Origin of the sequence: Micromonospora carbonacea (genome assembly GCF_014205165.1) — a bacterium.
Classification (GTDB): domain Bacteria; phylum Actinomycetota; class Actinomycetes; order Mycobacteriales; family Micromonosporaceae; genus Micromonospora; species Micromonospora carbonacea.
Window position 1 is genome coordinate 319,513 of the sequence record NZ_JACHMZ010000001.1, and the last position, 24,379, is coordinate 343,891.

The following is a 24,379-nucleotide window of genomic DNA, read 5'->3' on the forward strand; positions in this document are numbered from 1 at the left end:
GGAGCGGGCGGCTCAGGCGGGGGCGACGGCGGACCAGTCGACGGTCAGCTCGCCGTGCCGCCAGCGGCGGGGCCCGTCGACGACCGGCCAGCCGGCGTCGCGGACCGCCGTCACCGCCCGCAGCCACCGCTGCCGGGGCCCGAAGGCCGCGTACGCGGCGGCGGAGCGCCACGCGTCGTCCAGGTCCCGCAGCAGGCCGTGGATCGCCTCGCCCGGCACGTTGCGGTGGATCAGCGCCTTCGGCAGCCGCTCGGCCAGCTCGGCGGGGCTGCCCAGCGTGGTCAGCTTCGCCGCCAGGGTGAGCGTGCGGGGCCCGGCGGAGTCGATCAGCAGCCAGCCGCCGAGCCGGCCCAGCTCGTCGCAGGTGCCCTCGACCAGCAGCCCGCCCGGGGCCAGCCGCCCGGTGACGGCCCGCCAGGCGGCGGCGACCTCGGCCTCGTCGTACTGCCGCAGCACGTTGCACGCCCGGACCAGGGCGGGCCGCAGCCCGGCCAGCTCGAACCCGCCCCGGGCGAAGGTGAGCCGGGGCGGGTCGGCGGCCGGCTGGGCGGCGGCGACGCGTGCCGGATCGATCTCCAGCCCGACCACCCGCACGTCGGCGCGGACCCCGGCGGCCAGCCGGGCGCGCAGCTCCACGGCGGTGACCGGGGTCGCGCCGTAGCCGAGGTCGACCACCAGCGGGTCCGCCGCGTCCCGCAGTCGGTCGCCGCACGTCTCGACGATCCAGTTGTCGACCCGGCGCAACCGGTTGGGGTTGGTCGTGCCCCGGGTGACCACCCCCTGCGGCCGCGCCGCCGCCTCCGCCCGTGACCGGGGCACCATCAGCCCGCCCGGTGCACCTTGTGCTGCGCGGCCTGGGCCAGCGGGCGGACCACGAGCCGGTCGACGTTGACGTGCTGCGGGCGGGTCGCGCACCAGGCGACGCAGTCGGCGACGTCCTCGGCGACCAGCGGCTCGGCCACCCCGGCGTAGACCGCCTCGGCCCGGTCGGCGTCGCCGCCGAAGCGGACCAGCGAGAACTCGTCGGTCCGCACCATCCCCGGGTCGATCTCGATCACCCGGACGGGCCGGCCACACAGCTCCAGCCGCAGCGTGCCCGCGACCGCCGTCTGCGCGTGCTTCGCGGCGCTGTAGCCGCCCCCGCCCTCGTAGACGACGTGGCCGGCGGTCGAGGAGACGATCACGATCGTGCCGGCCCCGGACGCCTCCAGCGCGGGCAGCAGCGCCTGGGTGACGCGCAGGGTGCCGAGCACGTTCACGTCGTACATCCACTGCCAGTCGTCCACCGACCCGGACTCCACCGGATCGAGCCCCCGCGCGCCGCCGGCGTTGTTGACCAGCAGGGTGACCGGGCCGGGGGCCGCCGCCGCGGCGGCGGCGAGGCCGGCCACCGACTCGGCGGACGTGACGTCGCACCCGACGGCGGCGGCCGACCCGCCGGCCGCCCCGATCTCCGCGACGAGCGCGGCCAGCCGGTCGGTGCGCCGCGCGGCGGCCAGCACGTGGAACCCCTCGGCGGCCAGCCGGCGGGCCGTGGCCGCGCCGATCCCGCTGGACGCCCCGGTGACGATCGCGACAGAGGTCATCGGGCCATTCTCACCCCGGGGCGGCGGCGCGCGCGCCGCCGGTCGGCCCCCCACGTCGATGAGGTCCGTCACGCCCGGGGGCAGCCGGTACGCATTTCCGGTTCCCGATGGGGAAGATGACACGCGGCGCGCAGGTTGACCGAGGAGCGCCGGTCGTGCGGGACGGCATCAACCGTGACAGAGGGAGCGGACGTGGCGGAACAGCACACCGGCGTGGGTCGTCAGCGAGGTGCCCGGCCGTGGCCGCGCCCCCGGCGCATCGCCACCCTGTCGGTGCACACCTCACCCCTGCACCAGCCCGGCACGGGCGACGCGGGCGGCATGAACGTCTACATCCTGGAGGTCGCCCGCCGGCTGGCCGAGGCCGACGTCGAGGTGGAGATCTTCACCCGGGCCACCTCCGGCGACCTGCCGCCGGTGGTCGAGATGTCCCCGGGCGTGCACGTGCGGCACGTCACCGCCGGCCCCCTGGAGGGGCTGACCAAGGAGGAGCTGCCCGGCCAGCTCTGCGCGTTCACGGCCGGGGTGCTGCGCGCCGAGGCGGCCCGCCCGCCGGGCCACTACGACCTGATCCACTCGCACTACTGGCTCTCCGGGCAGGTCGGCTGGCTGGCCCGGGAGCGCTGGGGGGTGCCGCTGGTGCACACCGCGCACACCCTGGCCAAGGTCAAGAACGACCGGCTCGCCGCCGGGGACCGCCCCGAGCCGAAGGCCCGGGTCATCGGCGAGGAGCAGGTCGTCGCCGAGGCCGACCGGCTGGTCGCGAACACCCGGGTGGAGGCCCGCGACCTGCTCGACCGCTACGACGCCGACCCGTCCCGGGTCACCGTGGTCGAGCCCGGCGTCGACCTGGACCGGTTCCGGCCCGTCGCCGGGGACCGGCACGCGGCCATGCTCGCCGCCCGCCGCCGGCTCGGCCTGCCCACCACGGGGTACGTGGTCGCCTTCGTCGGCCGGATCCAGCCGCTGAAGGCCCCCGACGTGCTGATCCGCGCCGCCGCCGCCCTGCGCGAGCGGGACCCGCGCCTCGCCGACGAGCTGACCGTGGTGATCGTCGGCGGCCCCAGCGGCAGCGGGCTGGACCGGCCCACCGCCCTGATCGAGCTGGCCGCCTCGCTCGGGATCGCCGACCGGGTGCGCTTCCTGCCGCCGTGCACCGGCGACGACCTGCCGGCCGTGTACCGGGCCGCCGACCTGGTCGCCGTGCCGTCGCACAACGAGTCGTTCGGGCTGGTCGCCCTGGAGGCGCAGGCGTGCGGCACGCCCGTGCTGGCGGCCGCCGTGGGCGGCCTGGTGACCGCCGTCCGGGACCAGGCCAGCGGGGTGCTCGTCGACAGCCACGACCCGGTCGACTGGGCCCGCACTCTGGCGGGGCTGCTGCCGGACCGGGCGCGGCGGGCGACGCTGGGGCGGGGCGCCGAGCAGCACGCCCGCAACTTCTCCTGGGACCGCACCGTCGGCAACCTGCTCGCCGTCTACGGCGAGACGATCGCCGAGCACCGGGAGCGGCTCAGCCGGGTCGCGGTCGACCCGGCGCTCTCCTGCGCCTGGTGAGCAAGGAAGGGCCCCCTGTTAACGCATCCGGTAGAGAAGGGCACCCTTCTCACCACGCCACCGCCCACCACCCGCTGCCGACCGTGCCCGGCGGCGGGTGGTGGGCCGCGGCCGTAGAGTGGGGCGGATGAGCGCGAGGAGCCAGGTGGCCGCCCTGATCGAGTCGTTCTGCGCCGAGCGGGAGCTGGCGGTCGAGTCCACCGGCGAGGCGTCGTACGCGGTGACCCTGCCCGGCACCCACAAGCTCAAGACGATCTGCAACCTCGTCGTCGGCGAGCACGCGCTGCGGATCGAGGCGTTCGTGATGCGTCAGCCGGACGAGCGGCGCGAGGAGCTGTGGGCCTGGCTGTTGCAGCGCAACGCGCGGATGTACGCCGTGTCGTTCTCCATCGACGCGGTCGGCGACGTCTACCTGACCGGCCGGGTGAACCTGGCGGGGGTCGACGGGGACGAGCTGGACCGGCTGCTCGGCAGCGTGCTGACGTACGCCGACGAGTCGTTCGACACGATGCTGGAGATCGGCTTCGGCACCGCCATCCGGCGGGAGTGGGAGTGGCGGGTCAAGCGCGGCGAGTCCACGGCCAACCTGGCCGCGTTCGCGCACCTCTTCGAGCCGTCGCCCGTCGGCGGGGCCCCGGCGGGGGGTTCGGAGCCGTCCTGACGGGTATGCCGCACCGCGCGGTGCGGCACTGGGATCGACCGCGCGCCGAGGACGGACTGTCGAGGAGCGGGAGTATCCCATGGCTCAGCGGAACAGCTCAGGTCGCGGCGGGACTGCGACCAGGACGAGGCGGCAGGCGGGCAACCAGACCCCGAACACCCCGACGATCTCCGAGTCGGAGATCTCCCGGATGCGGGTGGACGACATCCGCGCCCAGCTTCGCCGTCGGGGCGTCGCCGGGATCTCCGTGCTGCGCAAGCCGGAGCTGGTGAAGACCCTGGCCCGTACCCTGCGGGCCGAGGGCCGGGGCGCGGCGCGGCGCAGCACCGGGCCCGCGGGCCGCGCCAGCGCCACGAGGACCAGGACCACCGGGGGTACGCGCACCGCGGCCAGCGCCCGCACGAGGGCGACGCCGGCCCGGGCGAAGGCCGCCCCGGCCCCGACGAGGGCGAAGGCGGCCCCGGGCCGGGCCAAGGCGGCCCCGTCCCCGGCGCGGGCGGCCCAGGGCCGGGCGCGGGCGACGGCGTCCCCGACGCGGACGACGGCCCAGGGCCGGGCGCGGGCGACGGCGACCCCGACGCGGGCGGCCAAGGCGGCCTCGGCCTCGGCTTCGGCCCGGCGGACCGCCCCGGCGAGGAAGGCCGCCCCGGCGCGGGCCGGCCAGGGCACGGCCCGGCGGTCGCCGATCCGGACCGGCCGGTCGTCGTCCCGGTCGGCGCGGTCCTCGCAGCCGATCACCTCGCTCCAGGACCGGCCGGAGCGTCCCGGGCGCAGCCTGGTCACCACCAACCACGACGTGATCCGGCGCTGGGCGCGGGAGCGCAACGCCCGGCCGGCCACGATCGCGGGCACGGAGCGCAACGGCCGGGCCGGCGTGCTGACGTTCAACCTGCCGGGATACCGGGAGAGCAGCCGGATGCGGGAGATCACCTGGGACGAGTGGTTCCGGACCTTCGACGGCCGCCGGCTGAACCTGATCTACCAGGAGCAGCTGCGGGACGGGCGGCAGAGCAACTTCTTCCGCACGGAGTCGCCCGATCGTGAGGACGGCTGAGGGTTTGCGGGGCCGGCGCACGGGTAGTCCGCGGTGCCGGCGATGACCCGGCGAGCAGGGGTGGTTCCGGACGGTGACCCTGTGACCGGCGAGACAGCCGTTCCGGGTTGAATCCGTAACCAGGGGAAACTAGCTTTATTGCACGCGCCGCGCTCGGAACCGTTCGGGGGAGCGGTGGATCGATCAGATCCGCGCACGAGCGCAGGCGCAGGGACGGGTGGATCCCGCCGTTGGGGGACGGCGCCACCCGTTGGAACCGGCGGCGCGAGCGGGCGACGCTTACGGGGGTGAGTGTCGCCCGCCGCCGCCGGCACGATGCGGGCGCCCATCACGACCACTGGTCGAGGTGGGCGCTTTGCGTCGCCCGGGAGCGCCCCGGCTCCCGTACTCCCGGATCCCGGACGGCCTCAGTGCGCGGCGGACGTCAACGGTCCGCGCTGGGCCGGCGCGGGCCCGGCCGGCGGGCGCAGCGCGGCGGCCCGCCGCTCCCGGGCCGGCCCGGAGGCCAGGTGGGCGACCGCCACCACGACGCCGACCGCCGCGCAGCCCAGCCAGAGCGCCGCGTTGCCGGCCTGCTGCCGGACCAGGCCGCCGACGATCGGCGCGCTGGCCCCGGCGACCTGCCAGGACAGCGAGAAGACGCCCTGGTAGCGGCCGCGCAGGTCGGCGGGGGAGAGCTCCGCGATCAGGGTGGAGTTCGACGGCGAGTTGAGCATCTCGCCGAGGGTCCAGACGAGCACGGTGAGGGCGTAGAACCAGGCGGCGTCGGCGAACGCGGTCAGCCCGAACCCGACGCCCATCACCACGGCGGCGAGGGCGAGCACGTGCGAGCGGCTGCGCCCACGGATCAGCCGGGGCACGAAGAGCTGCCCGGCCACGATGAGCACCCCGTTGAGCGCGATCACCACGCCGTACGTGGAGGGGCTCAGGCCGTCGTCGCCCATGGCGATCGGCAGCATCGAGATGTGCTGGAGGAAGACCAGCGCGCCGAGCAGGTTGAGCGCCACGAAGCCCAGGTAGATCCGGTCGCCGAGGATGGTGCGCAGCGCCCCCCGGGGGCGGGCGGCCCCGGCGGGGAGCACGACGGCGCGGGCCGGGGCCCGGGTCTCGGTCACCTTCACGAAGATGATCACGGCGGTGGCCAGCGTGGTCGCCGCGTCGATCACGAACAGCAGCAGGTAGCTGGCCTCGGCGGCCAGGCCGGCGAGGATCGCCGCGCAGGCGAAGCCGAGGTTGATCGCCCAGTAGTTGAGCGAGAACGCGCGCAGCCGGTCCCGCTCCGGCACCACGTCGATCATCATCGCGCCGAACGCCGGCCGGGCCGCCTCGGCGAACAGGCCGAGCAGCAGCGCGCCGCCGGCCACCGCCCAGAGCTGCTGGGCGAAGCCGAGGACGAGCATCATGCCCGCCGCGCCGAGGTGGGCGGTGAGCAGCGTGGGCCGCCGGCCCCACCGGTCGGCGAGCGTCCCGCCCAGCGTCGTGCCGACCGCGCCGCCGACGCCCCAGAGGCCGAGCACGAGGCCGGCGGCCAACTCGTCGAAGCCGCGTTCCTGGGTGAGGTAGATGGCCAGGAAGACCAGGACGAACGAGCCCAGGCGGTTGATCAGGGTGCCCGTCCACAGGTACCAGAAGGTCCTCGGCAGCCCGCCCGCGGTGTCCCGCACCCAGCCCCGCACTGTCCGCACGCCCGCGCCCCGCTTTCTGTAATGACCGATGCATCTAAAGCGCCTTACAACCTAGTCCCGGGGCCGAAGGTGGGTCACCGGCTTTTCCACGTGGTGGTCGTCACCGCAGGTCCCCGCGTGTGCATCGACGGAGTACGGCAGGATGATCGGCATGACTGCGAGCGAAGGGCCCACCGTCGGGACGCTGGTCCTGCTGCGGCACGGCGAGAGCGACTGGAACGCGAAGAACCTCTTCACCGGGTGGGTCGACGTCGACCTGACCGCCAAGGGCGAGGCGGAGGCGCGCCGCGGCGGTGAGCTGCTGCGCGAGCACGACCTGCTGCCGGACGTGGTGCACACCAGCGTGATGCGCCGGGCGATCCGCACCGCCGAGCTGGCGCTGAACGCCGCCGACCGGCACTGGATCGCGGTGCGCCGGTCGTGGCGGCTCAACGAGCGCCACTACGGCGCCCTCCAGGGCAAGAACAAGAAGCAGACCCTCGACGAGTACGGCGAGGAGCAGTTCATGCTCTGGCGTCGCTCGTACGACACCCCGCCGCCGCCGATCGCCGACGACGACGAGTGGTCGCAGGTGGGCGACCCCCGGTACGCGCTGCTGCCGGGCGAGCTGATGCCGCGCACCGAGTGCCTCAAGGACGTCGTCGAGCGGATGCTGCCGTACTGGTACGACTCGATCGTGCCGGACATCCTGGCGGGCCGGACGGTGCTGGTGGCCGCGCACGGCAACTCGCTGCGCGCGCTGGTCAAGCACCTCGACCAGATCAGCGACGAGGCGATCGCGAAGCTGAACATCCCGACCGGCATCCCGCTGCGCTACGACCTGGACCCGCAGCTGCGTCCGCAGGTCCTCGGCGGGACGTACCTCGACCCGGCCGCCGCCAAGGAGGCCGCCGCCGCGGTCGCCAACCAGGGCCGCTGAACTGCAAGGAGGGGCCCCTTGTTAGCGCTTTCGCGGTAACAAGGGGCCCCTCCTAACGCCTGGGGCGCTCACTCGGCCGACACGGCGGGCTCCCCGGTGATCAGGTAGACGACGTGCTCGCCGGCGTTGACCGCGTGGTCGGCGAACCGCTCGTAGAACCGGCCGAGCAGGGTGGCGTCGATCGCCGTCTCCACCCCGTACGGCCAGTCGTCGCCGAGCAGCACCTCGAAGAGGCTCTTGTGCAGGTCGTCCATGGCGTCGTCGTCGCGGTCCAGCTCGGCGGCGAGGTCGGCGTCGGGCTTGGCCAGCACCGAGCCGATCTTCTCGGCCATCCGGTCGGCGATCGACGCCATGTCGACGAAGACCGGCCGCAGCTCCGCCGGCACGGCCGGCGACGGGTGCCGGCGCAGCGCCGTCTTCGCCACGTGGTCGGCCAGGTCGCCCATCCGCTCCAGGTCGGCGGCCACGTGCAGGGCGGTGATCATGGCCCGCAGGTCGGAGGCGACGGGGGCCTGCCGGGCCAGCAGGTCGCAGACCCGCTCCTCGACGTGCCGGTAGAGCTCGTCGATCTCGGCGTCCCGCTCGATCACGTTCTCGGCGGCCTGGCGGTCGGCGGTGAGCAGGGCGCGGGTGGCCTGGCGCATGGCCGCGCGGATGGCCTCGGCCATGTCCACCAGCAGCTGGCTGACAATCTGGAGGTCGGCCCGGAACTCGTCGCGCATCATCACGTCCTGTGGTCGGTGGTCGCCGGCCCCGCTGGTACGGGCGTCGGCGCTGGTCTGGCAGGGTGCGCGACAACCGTAGGCCGGGGGAGATGACCGGAGGTGAACGCTGGTGAACGACGCGGGACCGACGGGTGAACATCGCCGGAAGCGAGAGCGTTTCATCCTGTTTGTGGCGATGTCCAGATGAACAATGACCCTACGATCGCCGGGTGGAGTGGGCGGTGACGGCGGCGGCGGTCGTGACACTGGTGGCCGGGCTGGCCATCGGGTCGCTGCTGCCCCGGCTCGTCCGGTCGTGGCGTCGCCGCGGCCCGGCCGCCGGGAGCGGCGGCCCCGCCCGCCTGTTCCGGACCAGGGGGAGGCCCATGATGGTCGACGAGCAGCAGACCGGCCTCTCCAGCCTGGGCCGCCGCACGGTGGACTCGCTGCGGGCCGGCGTCGTGGTGCTCGACCCCGACGACGTGCCGGTGCTGGTCAACCCGGCGGCCCGCGCGATGGGACTGCTGCGCACCGGGGCCACGCCCGGCTCGATCGCCGCGCACCCCCTGATCCGTACCCTCGCGGGTCAGGTGCGGCGCACCGGCGTGCGGCGCGAGATCGAGCTGGACCTGCCGCGTGGCCGCGACGCCTCCGGCCCCGACCCGCTGGGCGTGCACCTGCGGGCGATGGCCATCGGCGGCGGGCACGTGGCCGTGGAGGCGGCCGACGTCACCGAGTCGCACCGGCTGGCCCGGGTCCGCCGGGACTTCGTGGCCAACGTCAGCCACGAGCTGAAGACGCCGATCGGGGCCCTGCAACTGCTCGCCGAGGCGCTGCTCGACGCCACCGAGCCGGCCGGGGCGGGGGCCCCCGACCTCTCCGAGGACCTGGTGGCCGCGCGCCGGTTCGCCGAGCGCATCCAGCACGAGTCGACCCGGCTGGGGCGGCTGGTGCAGGAGCTGCTGGAGCTGACCCGGCTCCAGGGCGCGGAGCCGCAGCCCGCCCCGGAGCCGGTCGCCCTGGACTGGGTGATCGCCGAGGTGATCGACCGCACCCGCACCACCGCCGCCGCCCGGCGGATCGAGGTGGCCACCGAGGGCGAGCGCGGCCTTACCGTGTACGGCAGCGACACCCAGCTCGCCACCGCAGTGGCGAACCTCGTCGAGAACGGCATCACCTACTCCGGCGAGGACACCACCGTCCGGGTCACCACCCGGGCCGACGGCGAGCACGTCACGATCTCCGTCGCCGACCAGGGCATCGGGATCGCGCCGACGGACGTCGAGCGGATCTTCGAACGGTTCTACCGGGCCGACCAGGCCCGCTCCCGGGCCACCGGCGGCACCGGCCTCGGCCTGGCCATCGTCAAACACATCGCCAGCAACCATGGCGGCCGGGTCGAGGTGTCGAGCACCCTTGGTGGTGGGTCGACGTTCACCCTCCGGCTGCCCGCCCGTCCACCGGACGACCTGCTGCCGACACCGCAACCGGATGGGATCGAGGCCGGCCCGGCCGAGCTTCCGGCAGGTCCGACCGCTATGAAAGGAATACCCCGTTGAGCCGCGTTCTGGTGGTCGAGGACGAGGAGTCGTTCTCCGACGCCCTGTCGTACATGCTCCGCAAGGAGGGCTTCGAGGTCTCGGTCGCGGCCACCGGCCCGTCGGCCCTCACCGAGTTCGACCGGACGGGCGCGGACATCGTGCTGCTCGACCTGATGCTGCCCGAGATGTCCGGCACCGAGGTGTGCCGGCAGCTCCGCCAGCGCTCGCACGTGCCGATCATCATGGTCACCGCGCGGGACAGCGAGATCGACAAGGTGGTCGGCCTGGAGATCGGGGCCGACGACTACGTGACGAAGCCGTACTCGCCCCGGGAGCTGGTGGCCCGGATCCGGGCGGTGCTGCGCCGGCAGACCCCCGACGTGGCCGAGTCGGGGGCACCGACCCTGGCGGCCGGGCCGGTGCGGATGGACATCGAACGGCACGTCGTCACCGTGGACGGGGGCACCGTGCAGCTTCCGCTCAAGGAGTTCGAGCTGCTGGAGCTGCTGCTGCGCAACGCCGGCCGGGTGCTGACCCGGGGCCAGCTCATCGACCGGGTCTGGGGCGCCGACTACGTCGGCGACACGAAGACCCTCGACGTGCACGTCAAGCGGCTGCGCTCGAAGATCGAGCCGGAGCCGTCCGCGCCGCGCTTCATCGTCACCGTCCGGGGCCTGGGCTACAAGTTCGAGCCGTGACAGGCCCGATCACCGCCTGACCGCACCCGGTCGGTGCGCTGAGCAATCGCCAGCGTGGTTAGGAAGGGGCCCTTCCTATACAGAAAGCGTTAACAGGGGGCCCTTCCTTACGCGCTGGCCGGGTGGGGGGCGACCTGGCCCTGCCGCAGCCGGGCCGCGCACAGCTCCGCGAGCTTCGCGTACGCCGCCGCGCCGACCAGCGCGGTCAGCTCCGGGCCGTACGAGACGTACATCGGCTCGGTGCCGACGTGCGCGTCCGTCGACGAGGTGCACCACCAGTCGAGGTCGTGCCCGCCCGCGCCCCAGCCCCGCCGGTCGAACTCGGCCAGCGTGGAGACCAGCACCTTCGTGTCGTCGGGCCGCTTGTGCCACTCCTGGTCTCGGCGGATCGGCAACTGCCAGCAGACGTCCGGCTTGTATTCCAGCGGGTGCACCCCGTCGCGCAGGGCCTGGGCGTGCAGCGCGCAGCCGCCCCCGCCGGGAAAGTCTGCGTCGTTGAGGAACACGCACGGGGCGTCGACCGCGCGGGTGGCGGTGCGCCGGGCCGGCGTCTTGCCGTCGACCGTGTCGTCGGCGGTCCAGTTCTTGAACCCGCGCCGGAAGTGCTGCCAGTTGTCCGGGGTGAGCCGCTTGACCGCCGCCCGGACCCGCTTCTCGTCGTCGGCGTCGGTGAAGAACGCCCCGTGCGAGCAGCAGCCGTCGGCGGCCCGGCCGGCGACGATGCCGTGGCAGCCCCGGCCGAACACGCACGTCCAGCGGGACAGCAGCCAGGTCAGGTCGGCGCGGACCACGTGGGTGGCGTCGGCCGGGTCGACGAACTCGATCCACTCCCGGGGGAAGTCCAGCCCCACCTCGCGGCTGCGCGGGTCGTCGGGGTCGTCCACCAGCACCTGGATCTCGATCTGGCTCGTCACCCGGACCAGCGTACGCCCGGTGCCCCGTTCGCACCGGCGAGCCACCGATCCGGGCAGGCCCTAGTGTCTTCGGCATGCGACTGGGAGTGCTCGACGTCGGTTCCAACACGGTGCACCTGCTGGTGGTCGACGCCCACCCCGGCGCGCACCCGTGGCCGGCGCACTCGGAGAAGGTGGTGCTCCGGCTCGCCGAGCAGATCGGCCCGGACGGCGCGCTCACCGAGGCCGGCGCGGACGGGCTGGTCCGGGCGGTCGCCGCGGCCCGCGCCTCGGCCACCCGGCTGGGCAGCGGCGACCTGCTGGCCTTCGCCACCTCCGCCGTGCGCGACGCCACCAACGCGGCCGAGGTGCTGGCGAGGGTGCGCGACGCCACCGGCGTACGGCTGGAGGTGCTCTCCGGCGCGGACGAGGCGCGGATGACGTTCCTCGCGGTCCGGCGGTGGTTCGGCTGGTCGGCGGGCCGGCTGCTCGCCCTGGACATCGGCGGCGGATCCCTGGAGATCGCCGCCGGCATCGACGAGGATCCGGCCGTCGCCGTCTCCCTGCCGCTCGGCGCGGGCCGGCTCACCCGGGACCGGCTGCGCATCGACCCCGACGGCGCGGAGCCGCCGCCGGCCGGGGCCGTGGCGGACCTGCGGGAGTACGTCGACGGGCTGCTCGACCCGGTGGTGGAGAAGATGGCCGAGGTGGGCTGGGAACGCGCCGTGGCCACCTCGAAGACGTTCCGCACCCTGGCCCGGCTGGCCGGGGCGGCCCCCTCCGGCGCCGGGCTGTGGGCCCGGCGCAGCGTGACCCGGCAGGGGCTGCGGCAGGTCCTCGGCTTCGTCCGGCACATCCCGCCGCGCCACCTGAGCGAGCTGGAGGGGGTGAGCGTCGGCCGGGCGCACCAGTTGCTGGCCGGCGCGGTGGTGGCCGAGGCGGTGATGCGCCGGCTCGACGTGCCCGCGTTGGACATCTGCCCGTGGGCGCTGCGGGAGGGGGTCATCCTGCGCCAGCTCGACCGCTTCACCGAGAGCGCAACCCGCGGTGACCAGGCGTAACGCCCCGGCGGCCCGATGCGGCGCTACGGGCGGTTTGCGATTACTCGTCACGATGCCGCAACGTGGACCGGGCTACGCTGGCAGCTGTGACTTCCCGCGTCCCGGTGCTCCTGTCCACGTCCTCGGTGTTCCCTGAGCGGACCGCGGCGGCGTTCCAGCTGGCCGCGGCACTCGGGTACGACGGCATCGAGGTGATGGTCTGGACCGACGCCGTCAGCCAGGACGCCGGCGCGCTGCGCGGCCTCGCCGACCACTACGGCGTGCCGGTGCTCTCCGTCCACGCCCCCTGCCTGCTGGTCACCCAGCGGGTGTGGAGCCCCGATCCGTGGGAGCGGCTGCGCCGCGCCGCCGAGCTGGCCGACACCCTGGAGGCGCCCACCGTCGTGGTGCACCCCCCGTTCACCTGGCAGCGCGACTACGCCCGCACCTTCGCCGCCGGGCTGGACGAGGTCGCCGGGCGGTTCACCGGGCTGCGCTTCGCGGTGGAGAACATGTACCCGGTGCGGATGGCCGGCCGGCAGTTCGTCCCGTACGCCCCCGGGTGGGACCCGACCGAGACCGGCTACCCGTCGTACACCCTCGACCTGTCGCACTGCGCGGCCTCGCACACCGACGCCCTGGCCATGGCCGACCGGATGGGCCCGGCCCTCGCCCACGTGCACCTCGGCGACGGCACCGGCGAGGGGCGCGACGAGCACCTGGTGCCGGGGCGCGGCGGCCAGCCCTGCGGCGAGCTGCTGCGGTCCCTGGCCGGGCGCGGCTTCACCGGCTCGGTGGCCGTCGAGGTCACCACGCGGGGCGCGAAGAGCCGCGCCGTCCGCGAGGCCGACCTGCGCGAGTCCCTGGAGTTCGCCCGCGCCAACCTGACCGCGCCGTCCCCCGTCGACGCCTGAGCCGCGGCCCGGCCGCCGGCCGACGCCCGGGGCGACCCGGCCCGGCCGCCGGCCGACGCGCAGGTCGACCCGGCCCGGTCAGCGCGCCGGGGCCAGCGCGTCGGCCGGGGCGGCCTGCTGCTCGCCGATCGCCGCCCGCTTGCGGGCCCGGTGCGCGGCCACGTGCGAGCGGGTGGCGCAGCGCTCCGAGCAGAACCGCCGGCAGCAGTTCGACGAGGTGTCCAGGTAGACGTTGCCGCAGCGCTCGTCGGCGCAGACCCCGAACCGGGCGCTGCCGTACTGGCAGAGCCACACCGACAGGCCCCACACCGCGCCGGCCAGGTATTCCGCGCTCACCGACGCGCCCCGGCTGGTGACGTGCATGTGCCAGTCGCTGGAGTCGTGGCCGGAGATGCGCGGCTGCACCGGATATGCCTCCAGCAGCGCGTTCAACTCGGCGACCGCCTCGATGTCGCGCCCCGAGGTGCCGTAGTCGAAGACGTCCCGCAGCCGCTTCTGTGCCCGCCGGAAGATCGCCAGGTCCCGGTCCGCGACCTCGTCGCGCATCCACGCGTTCTCGTCGGGGAAGAGGGCCCGCAGGTCGTCGAGGTCGTCCAGCCGGGCGTTGACGAGGTCAACCCCGGTCCGGGCGTACGCGTCGAAGTTCACACCCCAACGGTAGACGACTCACGTCAGGCGCGGCGTGTCGATGTAGTGCGGCAGGAACCGGGCGTAGTTGTCGGTGATCAGACTGGCGCTCTCCCGCAGGCCCGCGCCCGCCGGCTGGCCGTCGACGATCCAACTGCCCAGCACCACGTGGTTGCCGTCGAAGCTCGGCAGCGCCCGGAACTCCTGGTAGCAGAAGCCCTCGTCGCCGTAGTCGCTGGGATTGCTGACCTCCCCGGCGGGCGTGACGATCCGCACCGACCCGCCCTCGCGGCCGAGCAGCGGCTTCGCCACGTACTCGGTCATCGACCGCGGCGAGTCGAGGTACGCGGGGAGGAGGTACTCGTGCCCGGGGTACAGCTCCCACAGCACGGCGAGCAGCGCCTTGTTGGACAGCAGCAGCTTCCAGGCCGGCTCGATCCAGGTGGTCGGCGTGCCCGGCTCCAGCGCCAGCGGCCCGTAGGGCTCGGCGAGCATCCACTCCCACGGGTAGAGCTTGAAGCAGGTGGTGACCGGGGCGTCGACGGCGTCGACGAAGCGCCGGCCGTCCCAGCCGATGTCCTGGATCGGCAGCAGCTCCGCCTTCAGCCCCGCCTGCCGGGCGGTCTCGGCGAGGTAGCCGGCCGTGATCTGGTCCTCGCCCGACTCCTCCTCGTTCGACCACACCACGTGCACCCGGTCGTCGTGCAGGCCCGCGCCGATGCGCGCCCACGCCGCGACGAGGCGCTCGTGCAGGCTGTTCCACTGGTCCGCCGTCGGGCGCGTGTCCTCCAGCCAGAACCACTGCACGATGCTCGCCTCGACCAGCGAGGTGGGGGTGTCCGCGTTGTACTCCAGCAGCTTCGGCGGCCAGCTCCCGTCGTAGCAGAGGTCGAAGCGGCCGTAGAGGCTCGGCGGTCCCTCGCGCAGGGAACGGGCCACCGCCTCGGCCGCCCACCCGGGAATGCCGAACTCGACGTACCGGCCCCGGGCCACCACGTGCTCGGCGGCGGCGACGCACATCCGGTGCAGCTCGGCGGTCGCCTCCTCCAGCCGGAGCACCTCCTCCAGGCCGAAGACGTACGCGGCGGTCTCGTCCCAGTACGACACGATCCCGCCGTCGGGCAGCTCCGTGTCGACGTAGACGAGGCCCTGCGAGCGCACCGTGGCGTCCCAGTCGGCGCGCGGGGTGGCCGCCTCGCGCCGCACGTCAGCCGCCGCAGGAGGCGAGGTGGGTGCCGAAGCCGCCGCGGTCCGGCACCGCCGCGGCGGCGCCCGCCCGGGAGTCGCCGCGCCCGGCGTCGGTGGCGGCGGTGCCGGTGGCGGGCACGTGCATCGCCAGCGCAACGGTCGTCCCGCCGCCGACCGGACCGAGGGCGCAGTCGTCGTCATCGTCGTCGCCGGAGGACATGTTGCAGCCGGACACGGTGAGCGCGAGGGCGGTCAGCGCGCCGATCTGCACGGTGGCCGACCGGAGCCGGCGTCGGGGGCGTTGTTCCACGGGATCGTTGTAGCTGATCCGCGCCACGTCACCCGCCCCGGGCCTGCGCCCCCGGGCAAGGAAGGGCCCCTTGTTAACGCATTCGGTAGAGAAGGGTTCCCTTCTCAACCGCCCCGGTTAATAGGGGGCCCTTCCTTCAGTCGCGGCGGGGGCCGCCGCCGGGCGGGGTGGTGCCCCCTGGCGTTACGCTCAGCTCATGCTCCGTTCCGTCATTCTTGCCGCCTCCCGGTCATCCCAGGTCGAGCGGCTCGTCGCGACGGCCCCGTTCACCCGGGACGTCGTCCGCCGGTTCGTCGCCGGCGCCGGCACCGACGACGCGTTGCGCGCGACCCGCGAACTCGTCGCCGAGGGCCTCGCGGTCACCCTCGACAACCTCGGCGAGGACACCGTCACCGCCGAGCAGGCCACCGCCACCCGGGACGAATACCTGAAGCTGCTGGGCCTGCTCTCCGCCGCCGGGCTCACCCCGGCCGCCGAGGTCAGCGTGAAGCTCTCCGCGCTCGGCCAGCGCTTCGACGAGCGGCTCGCCTACGACAACGCGCGGGCGATCTGCGCCGCGGCGGACGCGGCGGGCACCACGGTCACCCTGGACATGGAGGACCACACCACCACCGACTCGACGCTGGACACGCTGGCCCGGCTCCGCAAGGACTTCCCGGCGACGGGGGCGGTCCTCCAGGCGTACCTGCGGCGGACCGAGTCGGACTGCCGCGAGCTGGCGTACGCCGGGTCCCGGGTGCGGCTGTGCAAGGGCGCGTACCGGGAGCCGGAGTCGGTGGCTTACCAGGCAGCCCGTGAGGTGGACAAGTCGTACGTGCGGTGCCTCAACATCCTGATGTCCGGCGACGGGTTCCCGATGCTGGCCACCCACGACCCGCGCCTGATCGCCATCGGCGAGGACCGGGCGCGCTGGTTCGACCGGGGGCCGGACCGGTTCGAGTTCCAGATGCTCTACGGCATCCGGCCGGAGGAGCAGGCCCGGCTCGTCGGCGACGGCTACACCGTGCGCACCTACCTGCCGTACGGCACCGACTGGTACGGCTACCTCATGCGCCGTCTCGCCGAGCGCCCCGCGAACCTGGCCTTCTTCGGCCGGGCCCTGATGTCGAAGAAGTGACGGGCGCGGCGCGCAGGCGGCGCACCCGTTCGACCGGGCCCGGATGCTGAGCACCAGCTTGTCGGTGGTTGGCTAATCATGTTAGCTTTTTGGCTATGACAACTAGCTACGTCGAGCGGGACGGTGGGCGGATCGCCTACGAGGTGCACGGGGAGGGCCCCCTGGTGGTCCTCGCACACGGCATGGGGGAGAACCGGGCGTCCTACCGCCACCTGGTTCCGCTGCTGGTCGACGCCGGCTACCGGGTGGCGTCGGTCGACGTGCGGGGGCACGGCCGGTCCAGCGCCGGCTGGCCGACGTACGCCCCGGCCGAGGTCGGCGGCGACCTGCTCGCCGTCGTCCGCGCCCTCGGCGGCGGCCCCGCCACGCTGGTCGGCAACTCCTCAAGCGCCGCCGCCGTGGTCTTCGCCGCCGCCGACGCCCCCGACCTCGTCGGCGCGATCGTCCAAGTGGGCGCGTTCGTCGCCGAGCGGAAGCTGAACCCGGTCCTGCGGCTGGCCGTGGCGGCGGTGCTGCGCAGCCCCCGGCTGTTCGGCATGTTCCACCGCAGCCTCTTCCCCGGCGGCCTGCCGGCGGACTACGCCGCGTACCGCAGGGCGATGGTGGCCAACCTGCGCGAACCCGGCCGGATGGCGGCGATGCGCGGGGTGGCGGCCCCGGCCGAGCCGCACTGGACCACCCGCGCCCCCGAGGTGCGCCAGCCGGTTCTCGTGCTGATGGGCGCCAAGGACCCCGACTTCCCCGACCCCGGCGCCGAGGCCCGCGCCGCCCGGCGGCTCTTCGCCACCGCCGAGGCCCGCATGATCGACGGCTCGGGCCACTACCCGCACGCCGACCGTCCGGCCGAGACCGCCGCGCAGCTCGTCGCCTTCCTGACGGTCACCGCCCGTGCCTAGGGCCGGGCTCAACCAGCAGGTCGTGGTGCGCCAGGCGGCCCGGCTCGCCGACGAGGTCGGCCTCGACCGGCTCACCCTCGCCGCCCTGGCCAACCGGCTCGGCGTCGCCCTGCCCAGCCTCTACAAGCACGTCAGGGGCGCCGACGAGCTGAACCAGAAGCTCGCCGCGCTGGCCACCGCCGAGCTGGCCGACGCGCTCACCGCGGCCGCCGCCGGCCGCGCGGGCGGAGACGCCCTGCGCGCCGTCGCCGCCGCCTACCGCGACTACGCCCGGCGGCACCCGGGGCGCTACCCGGCCGCCCAACGGTCACCTGACGCGGACGATCCCGACCACGTTGCGGCCAGCGACCGGGCCGTCGGCGCGATCTACGCCATCCTCCGGGGGTACGGCCTGGACGGCGACGACGCCGTCGACGCCACCCGGACGCTCCGCAGCGCCCTGCACGGCTTCCTCGCCCTGGAGGCCACCGGCGGCTTCGGACTGCCGCGCGACGTCGACCGCTCCTACGACCGGCTCGTCGCCGGGCTGGACGTGGCGTTCCGCTCCTGGCCCCGGGAGGGCTGACCCGTGCACCTCGACCGGGCCCTGTTGGCGCTCACCGCACCGCGGGACTGAGCGCCCGCCCCGCGCCTCTGCCCCCGGCCGGCCCGCCCGGCGGCGGCCGGGCGGTCCGTGGCGCGTTCGCCCGATCCGCCCCGGAGGTCGTACCCTTCGCCGGGTGACCGACGGCTTGGACGGCATGCACCGGTGGGACCAACCACGACGGCGTCGGCCCTGGCCGCTGTGGGCCGCACTCGGCGTGGTGCTGGTGCTGCTCACCTGCGGCCTGCCGACCGTGCTGCTGGCCGGCGTGCTGCACGAGGCCGCGGACCGGCCGACGATCGGCCGCCTCGGGCCCACCGTGCCCGCCGACCCGGCGGTCCAGGCCGCCCGGCAGCTCGGCGAGCGGATCTCCGACCAGCTCGACCGGCAGGCAGCCGCCCTGCTCAACGGCGACCGGGCCGGCTTCCTCGCCGTCGCCGAGCCCGCCGCCCACCCCGCCCTGACCCGCCGGTACGCCGCCCTCCGGGCCCTGCGGGTCACCGTGTGGCGGCCCGAACAGACCGGGCTGCCGACCACCGTGGCCGGGCGGCCCGACGAGTGGCGGATCGTGGTCCGCTTCCAGTACTGCTTCGTGGTGCCCGGCTGCCGGCCCAGCCCCGTGCTCGTCGGCACCCGGTGGCGGGACACCGGCGGGCAGGTCCGACTGGTCGCCATGGAGGAGTCCCGGTCCGCCGAGACCGGCACCCGGCCGTGGGAGGTGAGCGACCTGGTCGTGGCGGTGGGCCCGCGCACGGTCGTGGCCACCACCCCGGCGCTGCGCGGGAAGCTCCCCGGCCTGCTCCGGCAGGCCGAGGCCGCGGCGCGGACCGCCGACGCGTACGCGGTCGCCGGCCCACCGCCCGACCGGTACCGGGTCTTCTACGCCGGCAGGGCGGAGTGGCTGAGCTGGTACGGCGGCGGCCGCCCGGCATGGACCGGCGGGTACGCCGTCACCGTCGGCGGCGGCCACCACGAGGTGGTCCTCAACGCCGACGGGCTCACCGCCACCGGCGCCGACGACCTGCTCCGGCACGAGCTGACGCACGCCGCCTCCCTGCCCGAGCGCGGATACCCGGGCCGGGAGACGTGGTGGCTGGTGGAGGGGCTCGCCGAGTACGCAGGCGTCGGCGGAGCGCCCGTCGGCCGGTACGAGGGGCTCGCCGAGGTGCGCGAGCTGCTGGCGCCGGGCGGCGGCTGGACCGGCCGGCTCGACGACCTCACCCCGGCCGAGGACGCCCCCGCCCGGCGCGTCGGTGGCAGCTACGGTGTCGGCTACCTGGCCGTACGGCACCTCGTCGACCGGTTCGGCGAGCAGCGGGTGCTCGCCTTCTTCAAGGCGGTGGTGCACGACCGGCGGACCGCGGAGGAGGCGTCGGGGGAGGCGTTCGGTGAGCCGTGGGCGGGCCTGCACGACGAGTGTGTCGCGTACACCCGGACGGCGGTCGGCTGAACCCGCGTCTGCCCCTCCCGCCGGGGTGAGGCGGAGACAGCCTCCGTCCCCACCCCGGCTGGAGCGGTGTCAGAACGCCCGGCGCTCGGTCAGGAAGTCACCGATGGTGTTCCACGCCAGTCCCAGGGACACCTTCGGCCCCACGGACGGGTTGCCGGGCGTGCTGGTGTTGGGCCAGACCCACAACTCGTCGCCGATCTGGGCGAGCACGTCCGGCTGGCCGTCACCGTCGTAGTCGATGACCCGCTTGTCGGTCGCGGTGGCGAAGCCGGCCGCCACTTCCTTGCTGGTGCCACGGCTCGGCGTGCCGCCGGCGGGAGTGGTGTTGGGCACCCACCAGAACTTGTCGCCGCTGATCGAGAAGCCGACGATGTCCTCTCGTCCGTCGCCGTCGAAGTCCGCCGTCGTGGTGGTGGGCAGCGTGTCCCAGGCGGTGCCGAGGGCCACGAGAGGACCGACGGACGGGTTGCCGACCGTGCTGGTGTTGAGCCAGACGTACATGACGTTGTTGCTGCCCCGGCCCAGGATGTCCGGCTTACCGTCCGAGTTGAAGTCGGCGATCATCTGCTTGGTGATGCCGCCCCATCCCGAGGACACCTTTTTGCTCGTCCCACGCTGCGGCATCCCGCCGACGGGGGTGGTGTTCGGGACCCACCACAGTTCGTCGTTGTTGCTGGAGTAGCCGACGATGTCGGTTCTGCCGTCCCCGTCGAAGTCGGCGGGCGCGATCCGGGGGAGACTGTCCCAGTTCACGCCGAGCTTGTCGGCGGCCACCACGATCGGGGTGCCGGTGGCGCTCGCGTTCGACCACGTCCACAGCTCGTCGTCGACCCGCCCGACGACGTCGGACTTCCCGTCCCCATCGTAGTCGGTGACGAACGGGTCGGTGATGTCCGACCATCCGGCGGAGATCCGCTTGCTGACGCCCCGCGACGGGGGCTGGCCGGCCACTGTCGTGTTCGGTGTCCACCAGAGCTCGGTGTGGGAGGTGGAGAAGCCGAGGATGTCCGAACGTCCGTCGCCGTCGAAGTCCTCCACCGGGAGGTTTGTGGCCCGGGAGAAGGTCAGGGTCCGCGACCAGGTCTGCGCAGCGGCCAACTCCCCGGCGAACCATCCTCCATGACTGCTGGCCCCCGTTCTATGGCTGCCCATCCGGAACCCACCGCCCGCGCTCCAGGTCGACGAGTGGGCCCCGTGGGCGCTCCGGACGCCGTTGAGCATGATCCACATGGTGCCGACGGACTTCTGGTAGGTGACCGTGACGTGCGTCCACACGCCCAGCCGGGCGGTGTTGGCGGCCGAGATCGCGACGTCCCACACCGGGGCCGCGACATCGGTACGCGGCATGGCGAAGCGCCAGGACTTGTCGGCGGCGTCCGTGTAGAGCCTGAATCCCGTGGTGTTGGTGCCGTCCTGGGACAGGATGGTGCCGCCGAGAGCGGTGGGCTTGACCCACACGGAGAGCGAGAAGTCGGCGTTCGTGTTCACCGCCGGTGTGGGTGTGGTGAGGGTTCCGCTGGTGCCGTTGAACACCGTGTCGGGGTCGAACATGTCGCCCGTGTTCCAGGTCACGCCGGCGTTGCCGGTGGCGTGCAGGGTGCCGGCGGTGTCGCGGGCGGTGCCCACCGCGCCGCTGTCGGCGTCGTTGAGCTGCCAGCTGTGGTCGGAGGTGATCAGGCTCTGCGTGGGTTGGGCGGCGAGGGTGCCGTTGCCGGGGACACCGACGGTGAGGGTGGTGACCTTCCAGAGGGTGACGGCGCCGCCGGTGCCGGTGGTCCACAGGTCGGGGGTGCCGTTGTTGTCGGCGTCGGCGGCGCGGAGGGTCAGGTTCGCGCCGACGTTCCAGGCAGCGGACAGGACGTACGGCTGGTAGGTCAACTGCCCCGTGTCGGGGTCGACGGTCAGGTCGGTCCACAGGTGCAGGGCGCCGGTGGTGCGGTGCCACAGAAACATGGCGGTGCCGGCGGTGAGCTGGGCTGTGGCGAGAGTCCAGTTGTTCCAGTCGGTGCCGCCGGTGGGCGTCAGGGCGGTGGTGTGGAAGGCGCCGAGGTAGCCGTTGGGCGCGCCAAGATTGGGGTGGTAGGTGAGGTGGTAGCCGTTGGTGGGGTCGCCGCTGGTGCCGATGAGATCGGGGTACGGGGAGTCGAGGCGGCGGGTGTCGCCGGCGCTGGCCAACTGGATGGGCTGGTTGCCGTCGGGGTCGAGGAGCTGGTCGGGGCCGATGCTGTATTGGTTGCCGCTGAGCTGGGCCTGGATGACGGAGCCGTCGCCGTTGGCGCGTAGGACGCCCGCGCTTCCGGCTCCGGCGCCGGTGGGGTGGTAGGTGAGGACGTCCTGAAGGCCGGTGCCGGTGAAGCGGCCCGTCAGGGCCTGGGCGCCGTCGAAGTCGGCGGGCGAGTTGTCGCCGGTGACACCGTTGCCGCGGGCACCGATGTCGGTGCCGGTGACGGCCGTGCCTTCGGCGTCGCCCTTGCCGAGCCACAACCCGGATGGCAGGCCGTTGGAGGCACCGACGGTGAGCAGGTCGGCGACGCCGTCGCCGGTGAGGTCGGCGTCGGCGGCGGTCGCAGCCGGGTTGGCGTTGAAGGTGACGCTGGCCGACTCGCCGACGTTGCCGCCGGCGGACACGCTCGTGACGGTCAGGGTGTTGACGAACCGGGTGGGCGCGACCGCGATGGTGGCGTTGCCGCTGCCGTCGGCCGGAACGTCGACCGGAGCGCCGGCGTTGAGCTGGTAGGCGTATCCGCCAGGGGCCGTGCCGGTCGTGGGTGGGGCGACCGTGAAGGTGGTCAGTTGGCCGATGGTGCTCTCGACCGGTGCCGTCACCTCTGGCGGCCCCGCGCGGGTGGGATCGAAGGTGAACCGGCAGATGGCCGACCAGTTGCTCGGGGTGCGGAAGTCGGTCACCTGAACCTTCCAGGAAAAGCCGGTGACCGCGCCGGCGGCTGCGGTGCGCAGGGTCGCCACCGGCACGACCAGCACCGCCGTGCTGCCGGAGGAGTAGGTCAGCAGGTTCGGGTCGGAGGACGCGACGGCCGGCTGCGCCGAGTCGGTGGTCTTCCAGAGCTTGAAGCTGACGCCGACGGTGCCGCCGTTGCGGTCGGAGACCGGCGCGTAGAGCGAGACTGAGCCGTCTCCGACGATCGTCGGCGTGGCGGCGGCGCAGGTGGTCTTGGGTGAGGTGGTCATCCCCGTCGGGGTGTTGGGCTTGTGGTTGTAGCGGATGGTGAGGGTGGGGCTGGTTTCGAGGAACTCCTTCCAGCTCTGGGTGTCGCTGGCCTCGTTGGCGGCGACCATCCGCAGGGTGCGGGTGGCCTTCTGGGCGGCGACGTCGGCTTCCACCTGGCCGGTGATGTCGAAGGAGACGGCGGCGGCGTCGCAGCCGCTGTAGCCGTAGGCGAAGCTCTTCGATGCGGCGAGGGGTCCGTTGGCCACCCCCTCCCAGTGGTTCCAGGTGGCGTTGGACGAGCTCAGGGTGGTCGCGGGGGCGTAGATGTTGACGGTCTTGGCGGTGCAGTTCCACGACTTGGTGTTGGTGATCTTGAAGATGGCGTCGTGGATCTCGGCCCCGGCGAGGGTGCTGTAGGGGATCGGGAAGTTGACCAGGGTCTGGGAGCGTTGGCTGCCGGAGTTGCCGACCTGCATGCGCCCGATGAGGTCGGGGGTGTCCTTCCAGAAGTTGGTGGACTGGTGCTGGTAGGAGATGGTGGCCCAGCCGGACATCTTGGGCCCGACGGGGGTCCAGTTGAACGTGGGGTCGACGTAGACGGGGTAGACGGTGTCCGGGTCGTCGAGCAGCTTCCGGTCCGGGGACAGGCGCAGCGTGCCGGGGGAGATCCGTACGCCGATGGGGGCGCTCTTCGCGGTCCGGCCCGGCGCGGTGGCGCTCGACGCGGTGGCCTGTGCGGTGGGGTTGGTGGTGGAGTCCCACATGGTGGGGGCGGGTGCGGTGAGGACGGGGTGGCCGGTGCGGTCGTGGCCGGTGATGTTGCCCGCCGCGTCGGCGGTGAGCGTGACGCCTCTGGTCGACGTGGTGAGGTCGAGGGTGGTCAGCTTGGGGTGTCGGGCGGCGTGGCGGTTCTTGACGACGAAGACGTGGGAGAAGCCGCCGTCGGCGGTGACGCGGACGGTGAGGTCGACGCCGGGTAGCACGTCGGGGTAGGTGGCGGTGGGCCCGGACAGGACGGGCTTCGGCAGTGTCATGGGTGCGGTGAGGGTGAGGGCGCGGTCGCCGCTGGTGAGTTCGGCGAGGGGGCCGGTGCCGCCGGGGGAGAGTCGGACCTGGTTGGTGGTGACGGTTGGGGTGATGCTGCCGTCGGGGTGGCGGAGGAGGGTCGGGTCGAGGGTGCGCCACTGTCCGTCGATGCGGGTGCGGGTGGGTGTGGCGGTCTGGGTCAGCTCGACGGTGCCGTCGGGTCGGGCGGTCATCGTGGAGGTGGAGGTGCCGGCGGCGGTGGCCTCGACGGGTCGGCCGGTGCGGCGGGCCTCGGTCATGGCGCGGTCCACGCCGAGCGGGCCGGTGGCCGGCTTCGCGGCGGGTGCCGACGACGCCGCCTCGGCGGCAGGCGCGGGCAACGACGCGGCGCTGGCGGCCAGGAGGCCGAGGCTGACGCCGGCCGCGACGGCCCTTCCGCGGCGGGATCGTCGTGGCGGGTGAGCTAGGAGCATGGAGCGGTGCCTCCCCGTGTGTCCGGTGGACGCCGGGCGGCGTCCGGTGGGCGGCCACAGTGAAGCAGCCCCACCGGCCCACGGGAAACGTCGAATCTCACCATCGGTCGTCCCTTTGGGACTCTCTGCGACCGATATGGATGAAGTGATCTCGACCTATCGTTACCGCGTCGTGACCTTCCGCGTAGCCGAACGTGAAAAGTTGTTCGCGCCACGCGGTGCTTGTTCGGACACTCTGCGTGGTTCGGTTCTTTCTCGCGGAGTGGGGCACGCATGGTCGGGCACGGGGGA

At 73.8% G+C, this 24,379-nt stretch carries 21 protein-coding genes; 12 read left to right on the forward strand and 9 right to left on the reverse strand.

The window, feature by feature from the left end; all coding sequences use genetic code 11:
* Window positions 1–12: 12 nt before the first annotated feature.
* Window positions 13–822, reverse strand: a complete 810-nt coding sequence (locus HDA31_RS01495; protein ID WP_178066528.1) for a class I SAM-dependent methyltransferase — start codon at window positions 820–822, stop codon at window positions 13–15.
* Window positions 822–1,586: an SDR family NAD(P)-dependent oxidoreductase gene (locus HDA31_RS01500; protein ID WP_178066527.1), complete on the reverse strand. Its 765-nt coding sequence runs from the start codon at window positions 1,584–1,586 to the stop codon at window positions 822–824. Before HDA31_RS01500 ends, HDA31_RS01495 begins: the two co-directional genes overlap by 1 nt.
* Before the next feature lie 192 nt (window positions 1,587–1,778).
* Between HDA31_RS01500 and mshA the strand changes: the two genes are divergently transcribed.
* The 3 genes from mshA (at window position 1,779) to HDA31_RS01515 (ending at window position 4,855) form a co-directional block, all read left to right on the forward strand.
* Entirely contained in the window at window positions 1,779–3,140 is a 1,362-nt protein-coding gene (mshA, locus tag HDA31_RS01505; protein ID WP_178066526.1) for a D-inositol-3-phosphate glycosyltransferase, read from the forward strand.
* 127 nt (window positions 3,141–3,267) lie between these two features.
* On the forward strand, window positions 3,268–3,801 hold the full coding sequence (locus tag HDA31_RS01510) for a type III secretion system chaperone family protein (protein ID WP_178066525.1): 534 nt from the start codon (window positions 3,268–3,270) through the stop codon (window positions 3,799–3,801).
* 190 nt (window positions 3,802–3,991) lie between these two features.
* A complete protein-coding gene (locus tag HDA31_RS01515) occupies window positions 3,992–4,855 on the forward strand; it encodes a hypothetical protein (RefSeq protein WP_246384724.1) in 864 nt (287 codons plus the stop codon).
* A gap of 407 nt (window positions 4,856–5,262) precedes the next feature.
* On the opposite strand, the gene HDA31_RS01520 is transcribed toward HDA31_RS01515, so the two are convergent.
* Entirely contained in the window at window positions 5,263–6,540 is a 1,278-nt protein-coding gene (locus HDA31_RS01520; protein WP_178066523.1) for an MDR family MFS transporter, read from the reverse strand.
* A 151-nt stretch (window positions 6,541–6,691) separates the two neighbouring features.
* Here HDA31_RS01520 and HDA31_RS01525 point away from each other — a divergent pair, with 151 nt between their 5' ends.
* The gene (locus tag HDA31_RS01525) at window positions 6,692–7,459 is read left to right on the forward strand and encodes a phosphoglyceromutase (protein ID WP_074472820.1); all 768 of its coding nucleotides are present in this window, start codon (window positions 6,692–6,694) and stop codon (window positions 7,457–7,459) included.
* Between the two features lie 68 nt (window positions 7,460–7,527).
* Here HDA31_RS01525 and phoU read toward each other — a convergent pair whose 3' ends face one another.
* A complete protein-coding gene (gene phoU, locus HDA31_RS01530; RefSeq protein WP_074472419.1) occupies window positions 7,528–8,181 on the reverse strand; it encodes a phosphate signaling complex protein PhoU in 654 nt (217 codons plus the stop codon).
* A gap of 212 nt (window positions 8,182–8,393) precedes the next feature.
* On the opposite strand from phoU, the gene HDA31_RS01535 reads away from it, so the two are divergent.
* On the forward strand, window positions 8,394–9,722 hold the full coding sequence (locus HDA31_RS01535) for a sensor histidine kinase (RefSeq protein ID WP_178066522.1): 1,329 nt from the start codon (window positions 8,394–8,396) through the stop codon (window positions 9,720–9,722).
* A complete protein-coding gene (locus HDA31_RS01540; RefSeq protein WP_043965295.1) occupies window positions 9,719–10,402 on the forward strand; it encodes a response regulator in 684 nt (227 codons plus the stop codon). Before HDA31_RS01535 ends, HDA31_RS01540 begins: the two co-directional genes overlap by 4 nt.
* 107 nt (window positions 10,403–10,509) lie before the next feature.
* On the opposite strand, the gene HDA31_RS01545 is transcribed toward HDA31_RS01540, so the two are convergent.
* Complete coding sequence (locus HDA31_RS01545) at window positions 10,510–11,316, reverse strand: DUF3109 family protein (protein WP_178066521.1); 807 nt, start codon at window positions 11,314–11,316, stop codon at window positions 10,510–10,512.
* 74 nt (window positions 11,317–11,390) lie between these two features.
* On the opposite strand from HDA31_RS01545, the gene HDA31_RS01550 reads away from it, so the two are divergent.
* Window positions 11,391–12,356, forward strand: coding sequence for a Ppx/GppA phosphatase family protein (locus HDA31_RS01550; RefSeq protein WP_178066520.1), 966 nt, complete (start codon window positions 11,391–11,393; stop codon window positions 12,354–12,356).
* 86 nt (window positions 12,357–12,442) lie between these two features.
* On the forward strand, window positions 12,443–13,249 hold the full coding sequence (locus HDA31_RS01555) for a sugar phosphate isomerase/epimerase family protein (RefSeq protein ID WP_178066519.1): 807 nt from the start codon (window positions 12,443–12,445) through the stop codon (window positions 13,247–13,249).
* A 78-nt stretch (window positions 13,250–13,327) separates the two neighbouring features.
* On the opposite strand, the gene HDA31_RS01560 is transcribed toward HDA31_RS01555, so the two are convergent.
* Genes HDA31_RS01560 through HDA31_RS01570 form a run of 3 tightly spaced genes read right to left on the reverse strand, consistent with a single transcriptional unit; the run spans window position 13,328 to window position 15,374 of the window.
* Window positions 13,328–13,897 (reverse strand): CGNR zinc finger domain-containing protein, encoded by a 570-nt coding sequence (locus HDA31_RS01560; protein ID WP_074472421.1) that lies wholly within the window; start codon window positions 13,895–13,897, stop codon window positions 13,328–13,330.
* A gap of 18 nt (window positions 13,898–13,915) precedes the next feature.
* The gene (locus tag HDA31_RS01565; RefSeq protein ID WP_178066518.1) at window positions 13,916–15,082 is read right to left on the reverse strand and encodes a glutathionylspermidine synthase family protein; all 1,167 of its coding nucleotides are present in this window, start codon (window positions 15,080–15,082) and stop codon (window positions 13,916–13,918) included.
* A gap of 1 nt (window position 15,083) precedes the next feature.
* Entirely contained in the window at window positions 15,084–15,374 is a 291-nt protein-coding gene (locus HDA31_RS01570; protein ID WP_246384167.1) for a hypothetical protein, read from the reverse strand.
* A 196-nt stretch (window positions 15,375–15,570) separates the two neighbouring features.
* Here HDA31_RS01570 and HDA31_RS01575 point away from each other — a divergent pair, with 196 nt between their 5' ends.
* From HDA31_RS01575 to HDA31_RS01590, 4 genes are all read left to right on the forward strand, one after another.
* A complete protein-coding gene (locus HDA31_RS01575) occupies window positions 15,571–16,491 on the forward strand; it encodes a proline dehydrogenase family protein (protein ID WP_178066517.1) in 921 nt (306 codons plus the stop codon).
* Between the two features lie 95 nt (window positions 16,492–16,586).
* Window positions 16,587–17,387 (forward strand): alpha/beta fold hydrolase, encoded by an 801-nt coding sequence (locus HDA31_RS01580; RefSeq protein WP_178066516.1) that lies wholly within the window; start codon window positions 16,587–16,589, stop codon window positions 17,385–17,387.
* On the forward strand, window positions 17,380–17,952 hold the full coding sequence (locus HDA31_RS32830) for a TetR/AcrR family transcriptional regulator (RefSeq protein WP_178066515.1): 573 nt from the start codon (window positions 17,380–17,382) through the stop codon (window positions 17,950–17,952). The genes HDA31_RS01580 and HDA31_RS32830 overlap by 8 nt, the downstream gene beginning before the upstream one ends.
* A 154-nt stretch (window positions 17,953–18,106) precedes the next feature.
* Entirely contained in the window at window positions 18,107–19,420 is a 1,314-nt protein-coding gene (locus HDA31_RS01590) for a hypothetical protein (protein WP_246384165.1), read from the forward strand.
* A gap of 69 nt (window positions 19,421–19,489) precedes the next feature.
* On the opposite strand, the gene HDA31_RS32835 is transcribed toward HDA31_RS01590, so the two are convergent.
* The gene (locus tag HDA31_RS32835) at window positions 19,490–24,088 is read right to left on the reverse strand and encodes an FG-GAP-like repeat-containing protein (protein ID WP_178066514.1); all 4,599 of its coding nucleotides are present in this window, start codon (window positions 24,086–24,088) and stop codon (window positions 19,490–19,492) included.
* Between the last annotated feature and the right edge of the window lie 291 nt (window positions 24,089–24,379).